At 75.7% G+C, this 14,556-nt stretch carries 4 protein-coding genes; 3 read left to right on the top strand and 1 reads right to left on the bottom strand.

The window, feature by feature from the left end; all coding sequences use genetic code 11:
• Positions 1–43: 43 nt before the first annotated feature.
• The 3 genes from ACIQ6R_RS34980 to ACIQ6R_RS34970 all read left to right on the top strand — a co-directional run bounded on the left by ACIQ6R_RS34980 (position 44) and on the right by ACIQ6R_RS34970 (position 7,689).
• Entirely contained in the window at positions 44–5,428 is a 5,385-nt protein-coding gene (locus ACIQ6R_RS34980; RefSeq protein WP_404225881.1) for a beta-ketoacyl synthase N-terminal-like domain-containing protein, read from the top strand.
• Positions 5,429–5,741: 313 nt separating this feature from the next.
• The gene (locus ACIQ6R_RS34975; protein WP_404186056.1) at positions 5,742–6,746 is read left to right on the top strand and encodes an ATP-binding cassette domain-containing protein; all 1,005 of its coding nucleotides are present in this window, start codon (positions 5,742–5,744) and stop codon (positions 6,744–6,746) included.
• 94 nt (positions 6,747–6,840) lie between these two features.
• A complete protein-coding gene (locus ACIQ6R_RS34970; RefSeq protein ID WP_100047061.1) occupies positions 6,841–7,689 on the top strand; it encodes an ABC transporter permease in 849 nt (282 codons plus the stop codon).
• Between the two features lie 536 nt (positions 7,690–8,225).
• On the opposite strand, the gene ACIQ6R_RS34965 is transcribed toward ACIQ6R_RS34970, so the two are convergent.
• A partial coding sequence (locus ACIQ6R_RS34965) for an SDR family NAD(P)-dependent oxidoreductase (RefSeq protein WP_404225879.1) occupies positions 8,226–14,556 on the bottom strand: 6,331 nt, incomplete at its 5' end.

Here is a 14,556-nt window from a genome sequence, read left to right as displayed (position 1 = left end):
AGCCGATCCCCGCACGACGGCGACGCTCGACATCCCGGGAGTGATGGTGCCCGTCCACGCAAACGACTACGCGACCGATCCGCCCGGTGCCACCGGCCGGTCCCTGGACGGGCTGACCCTGCCGGAGGTGTTCACCTCGGCGGTGCGCCGCGGCGGTGACGCGACGGCCCTGCTCGACGGGGAGCGCGCCCGGACCTGGAACGCCTGGCGGACCGAGGTGGACGCGCTGGCACGCGGTCTTCAGGAGGCGGGGATCGCTCCCGGTGACGTGGTGGCCCTGCATCTGCCCAACAGCTGGGAGTACCTGACGCTGCATCTGGCGGCCGCCGAGGTCGGGGCCGTCACCATGCCCGTGCACCAGGGCAACGCCGCCGCCGACGTACGGGTCCTGCTGGAACGCGTCGGCCCGGCCGCCCTCGTCACGCCGCCGCACACGCAGGAGGACGGCGGGCCGCTGGCCGCGGCGACGCTGCGCGAGGCGCTGCCCGCACTGCGCGCCGTGCTGGTCACCGGCGACACGGCCACCCCCGGCACGCGGACCGTGACCGGGGTGCTGGAGCGCTTCTCCGGACAGCGGCCCCTCCCCGTCGAGGTGCGTCCCGAGTCTCCGTTCCTGCTGCTGCCGTCCTCCGGCACCACCTCCGCACGGCCCAAGATCTGTGTGCACTCCCACGACGGACTGCTCACCAACTCCCGCGCCGCGACCGAGGATTCGGCCGACGCCTACGCCGGTACGGTGCTGACCGCCTGCCCGTTGACCCACTGCTTCGGCCTGCAGTCGGCGTACTCGGCGCTGTTCCGCGCGGGCCGCCAGGTGCTCCTCGACACCTGGGACGTCGACCGGTTCCTCGAGCTGGCCCGGCGGGAGCACCCGACCGTGGTGGTCGCGGTGCCCGCGCAACTGCACGACGTGGTCTCCCGGGTGGCGGACTCCGCCGACGGCGCGGGTTTCCGTCCCGACCGGGTCCTCACCGCGGGGGCCGCCCTGCCCCCGGCACTGGTGCGCTCGGTGCGCGAGGCCCTGGACACGGCCCTGGTGGTGGTGTGGGGCATGTCGGAGGCCGGCAACGGCACCAGCAGCCTGGCCGGGGACCCGCCGGACGTGGCCTCCCACAGCGTGGGCCGCCCCACGCGGGACGCCGAGATACGCGTCCTGGACGAGGACGGCCGCCCGTGCCCGCCCGGTGAGCCCGGCGAACTGCACTACCGCAGTCCCAGTATGTTCCGCGGCTACCTCGGCGAGCCCGGGCTGACCGGGCGGGCGGTGTCGCGGGACGGCTGGCTGCGCACCGGCGACCTGGCCTCGATCGGCGAGGACGGGCTGGTCGTCTTCCACGGCCGGTCCGCCGAACTGATCAACGTGGGCGGCCGGAAGTTCAACGCGGTGGAGGTCCAGGCGCTCCTCGCCGACCTGCCCGGCATCGGCCCGCTCGCCGTCGTCGCCAAGCCGGACCCGCGGCTGGGCGAGTACCCGGTACTCGTGGTCACCGAGCGCCCGGCGGAGGACGGGGGCCCGGGCACCGCCGGCGCTTCGGGCGGTGCGCCGGTGCGCCCGCGCGGCACCGTCGGGCTCGACGAGGCCACGGCGTTCCTGCGCGGGCTGGGCCTCGCGGAGTACAAGATCCCGCTGGAGCTGGTGGTGCTGCCCGAACTGCCCCGCACCCCCGCCGGGAAGATCAACCGCCTGGCGCTCGAGCGGCTCCTCGCCGAGGCCGCCGCGCGTCCCGCGCCCCCGCCGGACGACGTGGTCCGCCCCGACCTGCGCACCGCACTCGACCTGGTCATCGCCTCGGTCGCCGAGGTGACCGCCGCCTCCGGCGGGGAGAAGGACGGTGGCACCCCGTCGGCGCCCATCTCTGCGGACACCACGTTCCGCGCCCATGGGCTGGACTCGATCGCCTCGGTGCGGCTGCGCAACGTGCTGGCCGAGGCCACCGGCCTGCCGCTGCCCGCGGGCCTCGCGTTCGACTTCCCCACCCCTGCCGCCCTGGCCCGCGAACTGGCCGGACTGGACCGGCCGCACGGGGAGGCCCGCGTGGCGGGACCGAAGGGTACGGCTGCCGGTGACGGCGAACCGGTCGCGATCGTCTCCGTGGCCTGCCGCCTGCCCGGCGGCGCGAACTCCCCCGAGGCCCTGTGGGAGCTGCTGCGCGAGGGCACCGACGCCGTGTCCGCCTTCCCCGAGGACCGGGGCTGGGACCTGGACGCCCTCTTCGGCGACGACCCCGACGCCCCCGGCACCTCCGTGGCCCGCGAGGGCGGCTTCCTGCGCGACGCGGCCCACTTCGACGCCGGGTTCTTCCAGATGTCCGCGCGGGAGGCCCTCGCCACCGACCCGCAGCAGCGGCTGTTGCTGGAGACCGCCTGGGAGGCCGTGGAGCGCGCCCGGATCGACGCCGAGACGCTGCGCGGCAGCCGCACCGGCGTGTTCACCGGCGCGATGTACCACGACTACGCCGCGGGCGCGGCCGACGCGGCCGGGGACCTGGAGAGCCTGCTGCCGGTGGGCACCGCGGGCGGCGCGCTGTCCGGTCGTATCGCCTACGCCCTCGGTCTGAACGGCCCGGCGCTGACCGTGGACACGGCCTGCTCGTCCTCCTTGGTCGCCCTGCACCTGGCGTGCCGCTCCCTGCGGACCGGGGAGTCGGACCTGGCGCTGGCCGGCGGAGTGGCCGTGATGGCGACCCCGGCCGCCTTCACCGGCTTCTCCCGGCTGCGGGGCCTCTCACCGGACGGCCGCTGCAAATCCTTCGGTGAGGGCGCCGACGGCGCCGCCTGGTCCGAGGGCGCGGGCCTGCTGCTGCTCGAACGGCTGTCCGACGCCCACCGCAACGGCCACCCCGTCCTCGCCGTGATCCAGGGTTCCGCCGTCAACCAGGACGGTGCGAGCAACGGCCTCACCGCGCCCAACGGCCCCGCCCAGCGCCAGGTCGTCCGTCAGGCCCTGGCCGACGCCGGAGTGAGCGCCGACGAGGTGGACGCCGTCGAGGCGCACGGCACCGGCACCGCCCTGGGCGACCCCATCGAGGCGGAAGCCCTGCTGGACACCTACGGACAGGACCGGCCGCCGGGACGGCCGTTGTGGCTGGGCTCCGTCAAGTCGAACCTCGGGCACACCCAGGCCGCCGCGGGCGCCGCCGCCGTGATCAAGATGGTGCTGGCCCTGCGGCACGGCCTGCTCCCGCGCACCCTGCACGCGGACACCCCGACCACGCGGGTGGACTGGGGGCGGGGCGCCCTACGGCTGCTGTCCGAGGCCCGGGACTGGCCCCGCGAGGTCGGCAGGGCGCGGCGCGCCGGGATCTCGTCCTTCGGCATCAGCGGGACCAACGCCCACCTGATCCTGGCCGAGGCTCCGGATCCGGTCCCCGCGCGGGAGCCGGGCGACGGCACGGCCCCCGAGGGCTCCGCTCACCCGGCCGCCGCCGTGCCGTGGCTGGTGTCGGCGAAGGACGGTGACGCGCTGCGCGGGCAGGCCCGACGGCTGGCCGCCTACGCCGCCGCCCACCCCGAGGTGTCCGGCCGCGACATCGCCTACTCTCTGCTCACCACCCGTACGCTGCACCCGCGCGCGGCCGTGCTGACCGGCGGCGACCGGGACGGACTCCGGGCCGCCGCGGAGGCGTTCGCCCGCGGGGAGGCCCCGGGGAGCGCCGTCCGCGCCCTGACGGGAGGTCCGGCGGAGACGGCGTTCGTCTTCACCGGGCAGGGCAGCCAGCGCCCGGGTATGGGGCGCGGGCTCGCCGCCGCCTTCCCCGTCTTCGACGCGACGCTGCGCGAGGTGTGCGCCCTCCTCGATCCGCTGCTGGAACGGCCGTTGACCCAGGTCATGTGGGCCGCTCCGGGCAGCGAGGAGGCGGCGTCGCTCGACGGAACCGGCTACGCCCAGCCCGCGCTGTTCGCCTTCGAGGTGGCCCTGTACCGGCTCCTCGAGTCCTGGGGGACCGTCCCCGACCGGCTGGTGGGGCACTCGGTGGGCGAGATCGCCGCGGCCCACGTGGCGGGCGTGCTCTCGCTCCAGGACGCCTGCGTCCTGGTCGCGGCACGCGGCCGGCTGATGCGGGCGCTGCCACCGGGCGGGACCATGGTCGCGGTGGGCTGCTCCGAGGCGGAGGTCCTGCCCCTGCTCGCGGACCGTACCCGCGAGGTCGCCGTCGCCGCCGTCAACGGGCCCCGCTCCCTGGTCCTGTCCGGCGCGGAGGAGCCCCTGTCGGAGCTGACCGCCGAACTGTCCGCCGCCGGACACCGGACGCGGCTCCTCGCGGTCAGCCACGCCTTCCACTCACCGCTGATGGAGCCGATGCTCGCCGACTTCCGCGAGACGGTCGCCGGCCTGTCCTTCCACGCGCCCACCGTGCCCCTCGTCTCCTGCGTCACCGGCCGGCCGCTCACCGCTCAGGAGGCCCGCGACCCGGAGCACTGGGTACGCCACGTCCGGGACACGGTGCGGTTCGCCGACGCGGTCGGCCGGCTGGCCGAGGAGCACACCACCGTCTACGTCGAGCTGGGCCCGGAGGCCGCGCTCGCCCCGATGGTCGAGGAGTGCCTGGGCGAGGGGGAGCCGACCGCCGCACTCCTGGTGGAGCCGGCGCTGCGCGGCGCGGACGGCGAGGAGGAGGCGAGTGCCCTTCTCACCACCGCCGTGCGCCTGCACGCGGCCGGTCTCCCGGTGGACTGGCGGGCGGCCCTGCCGGGAGCTCGCGCGGTGGATCTGCCGACCTACGCCTTCCAGCACGAGGCGTACTGGCTGGCCTCGGTGCCCTCCTCGGCGGTGGCCGTGGGGCTGCCGGCGACAACCGCCACGGCCGGCGGTTCCCGGGCCGAGCTGGCGGAGCGGCTGGCCGTCCTGTCCGAGGACGAGGCCGAGGCCCTGGTCATCGAGCTGGTGCGGGGCGAGCTGGCGGCTGTGGTGGGCGGCGGGCTCCCCGCCGACGCCGGGGCGGACACCGTGTTCACCGACCTCGGCGTCACCTCCGTGACCGCCGTGGAACTGCGCAACCGCCTGACCGCCGCCACCGACGTGCGGCTGCCTCCGACCCTGGTCTTCGACCACCCCTCCCCCGCCGCCGTGGCCCGCCTCGTGCGCGACGGGCTCCGGCCCTCCGGTCCTCGGCGCCCTCGGGACGCGGCCTGCCTCGTGGACGAGCTGGAGGCACTGCTCGTCTCCGGCGCCGTCCTCGACACCGGTACGGGGACCCGGCTGCGGGCCCTGGCCGGCCGCTGGGCCCCCGCCCGGAACGGAACGACGGCCCGCGCCGCCGGTCCGCTGGACCTGGACTCCGCGTCCGACGAGGAGTTGTTCCGCCTCATGGACGGCGCCGGCCTTCCCGGGGACACCGCGGACGGCACGACCGAGTCGTGCCTTCCCGAGGACGCCGCGGACGGCACGACCGGGTCGACCGACGCCGCTGCCGGCGGTATCCGGTGACCTCTTCCACCCGGACCCGCGCCCTGCCCGCCGTACGTTCGGACGCGCGCAGGAACACGCGCACCGGCACGTCCGCTGCCCGAATCGGTCGCGGGCGCGCCCGTTCGGGCACGGCGCGCGGGCCGTCGACCACCGCAGGCGCACGGGCCGGGGACCGTCCGTGCCCGTGGCGAGGTCCGGTGCCGTCCGCCGCGCGGGCCCCGGACGCGTGCCCGCCCGGCCGCCGGCCGACCGGTCGACCTGCGCGGAGCGTCCTCCGCCTTCCACCGGCCGCCCTTCACCCGGCGCGGCCCCACCAGCGGGAGCACCTTTCATGAACCGGACCGTCACGCCCGTCGCCGCCCCGTCCTGGCCGGCCGGTGGGACCGGTGACCTGATGATCGAGGCCGACGGCGTCAGCAAGTCCTTCGGCCCGGTCCAAGCCCTGCACTCGGTGAGCGTCAGCGCGCCCCGGGGCACGGTCCTGGGGCTGCTCGGCCACAACGGTGCCGGGAAGACCACCCTGGTCAACATCCTCACGACGGCGCTGCCGCTCACCTCGGGGCGGGCCGCGGTCGCCGGCTACGACGTGGCCCGCGAGCCCGTCGAGATCCGTCGGCGGATCGGGCTCACCGGGCAGTTCGCCTCCGTGGACGGGCAACTCGGCGGACGTGACAACCTCGTACTGGTCGCCCGGCTTCTCGGCGCCGGGCGACGGGCGGCCCGGGCACGCGCCGACGAACTCCTGGAGCTGTTCCAGCTGACCGAGGTCGCCGACCGGCGGGCGAGCGGCTACTCCGGCGGCCTGCGACGCCGCCTCGACCTGGCCGTGTCACTGGTCGGCGCGCCCGCGGTGCTCTTCCTCGACGAACCGACCACCGGCCTGGACCCGTCCAGCCGGCTCAACCTGTGGGAGATCGTCGAGGGTCTCGTCGAGCAGGGCACCACGGTGTTGCTGACCACGCAGTACCTGGAGGAGGCCGACCGGCTGGCGGACTCCATAGCGGTGCTGTCCGCCGGCCGGGTCGTCGCCGCCGGGACCGCCGCCGAGCTGAAGGCGACCGTCGGCCGCCGCACGGTCACCCTGGCCCTCGAGACCGGCGAGGACCGGAACGCGGCGGGCGCGGCACTGCGCGGCGCGGGGTTCGCCCCGGTGGTCGGCGAGGAGGACCCCCGCGCCGTCGTCGTCCCGATCGACGCCACCCGGGAGATCGCCGAGGTCGTCCGGGCCCTGGACCAGGTGGGCGTCGAGGCCACCGAACTGACCTTCGGCGAGCCCACCCTGGACGACGTGTACCTGGCACTGGCCGATCAGTCCGCGTCCCGCGCGCCCGCGTAGGACCCCGGCCCCCGGCGCCACACCCCCTCACCTGAACACCGCGACACCCGGCGGGCGGAACCGCCGCCCGACGTCTCCTGTGGAGGACGACCCCGTGACCACTCAGCTGCCCCCGGCCCCCCGTCCGGCCGCGCCCCGGACCGCGGCCGGCACGGCGCCCGTGTTCGGGGGGACCTCGCTCCCCGCCCAGATACGGATCCTGACCGGGCGGTCGCTGCGGGCCATGGTGACCGACCCCGGCATCGTCCTCTTCGGCCTGATCCAACCGGTGGTCATCCTGTTCGTCCTGACCCAGGTGTTCAGCAAGATGGGCATGCCGCCGCACTTCCCGGAGGGCGTCAGCTACCTCGACTACGTGCTGCCGGCGATCCTCGTGGACAACGCCGCGCAGTCCGCGATGCAGTCCGGTGTGGGTCTCGTCGAGGACCAGAAGAACGGCATGGTCGCCCGACTGCGATCGCTGCCTGTCCATCCGGGCGCCCTGCCGGCCGCGCGCAGCCTGGTCGGGCTGGTGCGCGCCACCGTGCAGGTGCTGATCATCATGGTGCTGGCGATCACCGTGCTGGGCTACTCCCCCAACGGCGGCGCGGCCGAACTGGCGCTCTCCGCCGGCCTGACGGTCTTCATCAGCTTCTCGCTGGGCTGGGCGTTCATCGCGGCAGGTGCGTGGCTGCGGCGGGCCGAGCCGCTCCAGAACCTCGCCCTGATCGTGATCTTCCCGCTGATGTTCGCCTCCAGTGCCTACGTCCCCGTCGCCGACCTGCCCGACTGGCTGGCCGCGGTGGCCTCGGTCAACCCACTGACGTACGCCATCGACGCCAGCCGCGCGCTCGCGCTCGACGTGCCGGGCCTGGACCACGCGATCCCGTCCGTGCTGATCAGCGCGGTGATCGCCGTGGTCGGCATGGTCGCCGCCCTGCGCGGCTTCCGCCGGCCCCTCTGACTCCCGCACGAACCCCCCGGAGTGCGGGCAAGGCGAAGGCCCGCGGACGCACACCCCCGCGTCCGCGGGCCTTTGCCTTGCCGTCCCCGGTCCTCGGGCCTTTCCCGCCGTAGGGAGGTCCGCGTCCGATGCGTCGAACCCGCCGGCCGTCCGCCGCCCGCCCCGGGCACGCCACTCGCCCGAACGGGCACGGCGCGCCCGCCGACGCGGGAGCCCGCCGGCTCCGACCAGGCCCGTCGCGCCGTACGCCCGCCCGGGAAACGGTCGCCGCTGACGCGGGAAGCGGGCAGCAGGCAGCAGGCAGCAGGCAGCAGGCAGCAGGCAGCGGGTAGCGGGTAGCTCGGGGGTATCACCGGCCGATGGGAACCGGTACTCAGGGGGGCACCACCCACCGGTGGGACCCAGGAGGAGCACCGGCGCACAGACGTCGTGGACGCGACGGGGCCCGGTGCCGGTGGCACCGGGCCCCGTCGGCCGGTGGGCCGGGCGTCCCTCCGAGCCTCGGGCCGCTCGGCGGGCCCGACGCTCGGAGGGGGTCAGGAGAGCCCGAGTTCGTTGTCGAGCATGTCGAACATGTCCTCGTCGGAGGCGGAGTCGAAGTCGAAGGACTCGTCTCCGGCCTTCTCCCCCGGCGCCGTGCCCGCCTCGGTCCGCAGCGACTGCCACTTGCTGCGGAGCACCTCCAGTCGGCCGGCCACCTGGTCGAAGAGGGCACCGAACTCCTCGCTGCCGGCCTCGATGCCGGAGAGGCCGCGCTCCAGCTTGTCCAGTTCCGCCAGCACCGCCTCGGGGCCGTCCGCGGCGGCGGGGGCGACCTTGGCGTACAGGTGGGCGACGAGTTCGCTGGGCGTCGGGTAGTCGAACAGCAGCGTGGCCGGCAGCCGGACGCCGGTGAGGGCGCCGAGCCGGTTGCGCAGTTCCACCGAGGTCAGCGAGTCGAAGCCCAGGTCCTGGAAGGCGCGGGTCGGTTCGACGTCGGTCAGACCGGCGTGGCCCAGAACGGTCGCGATCTGACCGCGCACCAGGTCGAGGAGGACTTCCTGGCCCTCGGCCGGGGTGAGGCCGGTGAGCCGCCGGGTGAGGTCGGCGGGCGCGGTGGCGCCCCCCGCGGTGGCGGTCCGGCGGGCCGGGGTCCGGATCAGCGACCGGAAGAGCGGCGGCACTTCGCCCAGGGACCGCAGGGCACCCAGGTCCAGGCGCACCGGGATGACCGCCGGGGCGGACCCCGCGGGCCCGGTGACCGTGTCGAACAGGGCCAGGCCCTGCTCGGGGGTCATCGGCGGCATGCCCGCCCGCGTCATGCGTGCGATGTCCGCCTCGGTGAGCTCGCCGGTCATGCCGCTGCCCCGGGTCCAGGGTCCCCAGGCCATCGACACCGCGGGAAGTCCGCGGTCCCGGCGGTGGCGGGCCAGCGCGTCGAGGAAGGCGTTGCCCGCCGCGTAGTTGGCCTGTCCGGCGCTGCCGAGAGTGCCGGCCACGGAGGAGAACAGCACGAACGCGTCGAGTTCCAGCTCCGCTGTGGCCTCGTGCAGGTGCCAGGCCGCGTCCGCCTTGGGCCGCAGCACGGAGGTGACCCTCTCCGGGGTGAGCGAGTCGACGACTCCGTCGTCCAGGACGCCGGCCGCGTGGACCACCGCGCGCAGCGGGCGGTCGGCGGGAATGTCCGCCAGCAGTGCGTCCACGGCCGTCCGGTCGCCTACGTCGCAGGCCACGACGGTGACCCGGGCCCCCGCCTCCTCCAAGGCGGCGGTGAGCTGTCCGGCTCCTTCGGCGGCCGGGCCGCGCCGACTGACCAGGAGCAGGTCGCGGACGCCGTGCGCGGTGACCAGGTGGCGGGCGACGGCGGCGCCCAGACCGCCGGTGCCGCCGGTGACGAGGACGGTGCCCTCCGGGTCCCAGCCGGTCGGCACGTCCGTGGCAGGTGCGTCCGGGGCGGACGCGTCGGTGGCAGGTGCGTCCGTGGCAGGTGCGTCCGGGGCGGGTGTGCCCGTGGGCGCAGGTGTGGCGGGCGCGGGCGTCCGCACCAGGCGGGGTGCCAGCAGCCGGCCCGCGCGCAGCGCGAGCTGCGGTTCGTCGGAGCGCGCGGCAGCCCGCAGGGCCGGCGTCGCGTCCGCCGTTGCCGCCGGGTCCGTCGCTCCGGCCGGGTCGGTGGCGGGCTCCAGGTCGAGCAGGACGAACCGGCCCGGGTGTTCCGCCTGAGCGGCGCGTACGAGTCCCCACACCGCGGCGGCGGCCGGGTCGGCGCCATCGGTGGCGCCCCGGGTCACGACGACCAGGCGGGAGGCGGCGAACCGCTCCTCGGCGAGCCAGTCGCGGACCGTTGCGAGGACCCTGACGGTCGCCGTGCGGGCGGCCTCCGCCGCGTCGTCGGCCACGCTCCGGCCGTCCGTGCCGGGCTCCGCCTCGGGGGCGGTGGCGACCGGCAGCAGGACCACCGGCGGCACACCGCCGCCGGCCGGGGCGTCCGTGGTGTCACCGGCGCGGTCACCGAGGTCGGTGAGGCCGGACACCCGCTCGATGTCGCCGGTCCCGAGCAGCGCGGCGTCGGGGCCGACCACGGTGAGGGGGCCGTACGTCACGTCGGCGCGCGCGGCGGCGTCACCGGCGTCCGCGACCGCCACCCAGTCCAGGGTGAACAGGGAGTCGCGGCCCGCGCCGCCCGTACCGCCGAACTGCCCGGCGGCGACCGGACGGGTCACCAGGGAGGCGACCGTGGCCACCGGGGTGCCCGTGGTGTCGGCGACGGCGATCGCGAGGGTGCCGTCGTCGGCGCGGGACAGCCGCAGGCGTACGGCGGAGGCGCCCACCGCGTGCACGGACACCCCGTTCCAGGAGAACGGGACCCGGCCGGGGCCGGTGTCCTCCGTCGTCGTGCCGTCCTCGTCCGCGCCGGCCAGGGCGCCGGCGTGCAGTCCGGCGTCGAACAGGGCCGGATGCAGGGTGAACGCACCGCCGTCGGCGCTCTCCGGCAGGGTCGCCTCGGCGTAGACCTCGCCGTCCCTGCTCCAGGCGGCCCGCAGGCCCTGGAACACCGGCCCGTAGACGAACCCGGTGTCCGCGAAGCGCTCGTAGAGTCCGGTGACGTCGAGCGGCTGGGCCTTCTCCGGCGGCCACACCGTGGCGTCGAAGTCGGTGGCGGGAGTGTCCGCGGGCCCGGACGCCAGGGTGCCGTCGGCGTGCGAGGTCCAGGGCGCGCCGGGGTCGTCCGCGGGCCGCGAGTGGATGCCGACGGTGCGCCGCCCCGACTCGTCGGGGGCGCCGATGCCGACCTGCACCTGGACCGTGCCCCGTTCGGGCAGGACCAGCGGCGCGGCCAGCGTCAGTTCCTCCACCCGGTCGCAGCCGAGGACGGTGCCCGCGTGGACCGCGAGTTCCAGGAGGGCCGTGCCGGGCACCAGGACGGCGCCCATGACGCGGTGGTCGGCGAGCCAGCCGTGAGTGCCCTGGGAGAGCCGCCCGGTGAACAAGTGGCCGTCGGTGCCCGCGAGCTCCACCGCGCCGCCCAGCAGCGGGTGGTCGGCGGGCGCGAGCCCCGCGGCCTCCGCCCCGGCTCCCCTCGCCATCATCTCCGCGGGCCAGAAGCGGCGCCGCTGGAACGCGTAGGTGGGCAGGTCGGCACGGCGGGCGCCGAGGCCGGCGAAGAACGCCGCCCAGTCGATGCGGACACCGTGGCCGTGGAGCCGGGCGAGCGCGTCCACCAGGGCGTCCTCACCGGGCACGGTGCGACGCTGGGCGGCGACCGTGACGGCCTCTTCGGGGAGGGACTCGCGGGCCATGGCCGCCGCGACGCCGTCGGGGCCGAGTTCCAGGAAGCGGGTCGCACCGGCCTCGTGCAGGGCACGGACGCCGTCGGAGAAGCGGACGGCCTCGCGGACGTGCCGCGTCCAGTACTCGGCCGTGCACAACTCGTCGGCGTCGGCGACGGCCCCGGTCAGGTTGGAGACGACGGGCATCGTGGGACGTCGCGGGGAGAGGCCGGCGACGACCGCGCGGAACTCCTCCAGCATCGGCTCCATCAGCGGGGAGTGGAAGGCATGCGACACGCGCAGTGCGGTCGTGCGCCGTCCGCGTTCCCGCAGGACGGCGGCGACGCTTTCCACGTCCTGCGCCGTACCGGACACCACCACGGACGCCGGACCGTTGACCGCCGCGACGGAGACACCGTCGGTGAGGAGCGGCAGCACCTCCTCCTCGGTGGCCTGTACGGCGGCCATGGCGCCTCCCTCCGGCAGCGCCTGCATCAGCCGGCCGCGCGCGGCGACCAGGGCGCAGGCGTCCGCGAGCGAGAACACCCCGGCCACGTGCGCCGCGACGACCTCGCCGATGGAGTGGCCGGCCACGAAGTCGGGGGTGACGCCCCACGACGCGGTCAGCCGGTACAGGGCCACCCCGAGGGCGAACAGCGCGGCCTGGGCGTACGCGGTGGCGTCGAGCGCGCTCTCGTCCTCGCCCCACATCACCTCGCGCAGCGGTTGTTCCAGGTGCTCGTCCAGTGCGGCGCAGACCGCGTCGAACGCCTCGGCGAACGCGGGGAACCGCTCGTACAGGTCGCGGCCCATGCCGAGTCGCTGGGAACCCTGCCCGGGGAAGAGCAGGGCGAGCAGTCCCTCGCCCGCCGTCGTCGCGGGCTCCTCTCCCCGCGCGACGGCACCGAGCGCGGCGAGCAGGGCCTCCCGGTCGGCGCCGGTGACGGCCACGCGGTGTTCGAAGGCGGTGCGGGTGGTCGCCAGGGAGTGGGCCACGTCCACCGGGCGCGGCACCCCGGCCCCGTTGCCGGAGGCTGTCGGGGCGTGCGCCGTGAGGTGGTGGAGCAGCCGCTCCGCCTGGGCGCGCAGGGCGTCCCGGGAGCGGGCGGACAGCAGCCACGGCACGACGGGTGCCGTGCGCACGCCGGAACTCGTGCCTTCGGCGCGAGGGGCACCGGGCCCGGCTCCGGCCGGGGCGGCCGGAGCCTGCTCGATGATGACGTGCGCGTTGGTGCCGCTGATGCCGAAGGAGGAGATACCGGCACGGCGCGTGCGGTCGCCGCCCGTCCACTGCCGCGGCTCGGTGAGCAGTTCCACCGACCCGGCGGCCCAGTCGACCTGATCGCTCGGCTCGTCCACGTTGAGGGTGGCGGGCAACAGTCCGTTGCGCAGCGCCATCACCATCTTGATGACACCGGCGACACCGGCGGCGGCCTGCGTGTGACCGATGTTCGACTTGACCGAGCCGAGCAGCAGCGGCCGGTCCTCGGGCCGGTCCTGACCGTACGTGGCGAGCAGGGCCTGCGCCTCGATCGGATCGCCGAGCGTGGTGCCGGTGCCGTGTGCCTCGACCGCGTCCACCTGGTCGGCGGCGAGCCGGGCGTTGGCGAGGGCCTGCCGGATGACCCGGCGCTGGGAAGGGCCGTTGGGGGCGGTGAGCCCGTTGCTCGCGCCGTCCTGGTTGACGGCCGAACCGCGGACCACGGCCAGCACCTCGTGACCGTTGCGGACGGCGTCGGAGAGGCGCTCGACCACGAGGAAGCCCGCGCCTTCGGAGAAGCCGGTGCCGTCGGCCGCCGCGGCGAACGACTTGCAACGGCCGTCGGGCGCCAGTCCGCCCTGGCGGCCGAACTCGGCGAACACGGCGGGCGTCGACAGCACGGTGACACCGCCGGTGACGGCGAGCGAGCACTCGCCCTGCCGCAGTGCCTGCACCGCGAGGTGCAGCGCGACGAGGGAGGAGGAGCAGGCGGTGTCGACGGAGACCGCCGGGCCCTCCAGACCGAGCTTGTAGGCGACCCGGCCGGTGACGACGCTGCCGTTGCCGTCGCTGCCCGGATAGTCGTGGTACATCACACCGGCGAAGACACCGGTGCTGCTCCCCTTGAGCGAGGACGGGTCGATCCCGGCCCGCTCCAGCGCCTCCCACGACATCTCCAGGGCCAGGCGCTGCTGCGGGTCCATGCCGAGGGCCTCGCGGGGCGAGATGCCGAAGAACCCGGGGTCGAAGTCGGCCGCTGCATCGAGGAAGCCGCCGTCCCTGGCGTACAGGCCGTCGGGGTGCCTGCCCTCCGGGTCCCGCAGGATCGACAGGTCCCATCCGCGGTCCTGCGGGAAGGGGGCGATCGCGTCGTCGCCGGAGGTGACGAGGCGCCACAGGTCCTCGGGGGAGGTGACTCCGCCCGGGTAGCGGCAGGCCATGCCGACGATGGCGATGGGCTCGTGCCGGGCCGCGGCCAGTCTGCGGTTGTCCCGGCGCAGCCGGGCGGTCTCCGCCCGGGCGGCGCGCAGGGCGCGGGTGTCGCCGTTGTCGCCGTCGGCGCCGGTGAGGATGGTACCGGTCGTCGAGCCGGTGGCTTCGGTGTCGTCGAGGCCGGCCCGGGACGGGTCGCCGTCAGCGGTGTCGGTGCCGCTGCCGGCCTCACGCTCGTGCTCGCCGGTTCCGTCGGTCTCGACGGTTCCGTCGTCGTGCGCGGCGGAGGCGGGGTCGTCCTCGTCGTCGCCGTCCAGCGCCGCCAGGAGGGCGTCCCGCTCGGTGTCCGGCAGGGCACCTGCCTCGTCGGCGAGTTCGAGCAGCGTCTCGACCAGTCCCGCGTCCCGCAGGCGCCGGGTCGGGATCGACGACAGGGCGCGGCGAATGCCGTCCTCCGTGTCCGTCCCACCGCTGTCCGGGCCGGTCTCCGGGTACGCGGCGGCCAGTTCCTCCTCGATGACCTCGGTGACGGCGAGGGCGTTGGGGTGGTCGAAGACCAGGGTCGCCGGGAGCCGGAGCCCGGTCAGGGCGTTGAGCTGGTTGCGCAGCTCCGTCGCGGCCAGCGAATCGAAACCCAACTCCTGGAAGGCCCGGTCCGCGCCGACCGCCTCCACCGAACCATGACCCAGCACCGAAGCCACCTGCTCC

The organism is Streptomyces sp. NPDC096048 (assembly GCF_044763415.1).
Taxonomy (GTDB): domain Bacteria; phylum Actinomycetota; class Actinomycetes; order Streptomycetales; family Streptomycetaceae; genus Streptomyces.
The sequence above is the reverse complement of the archived record's forward strand: the minus strand, read 5'-3'. Positions and strand labels throughout refer to the sequence as shown.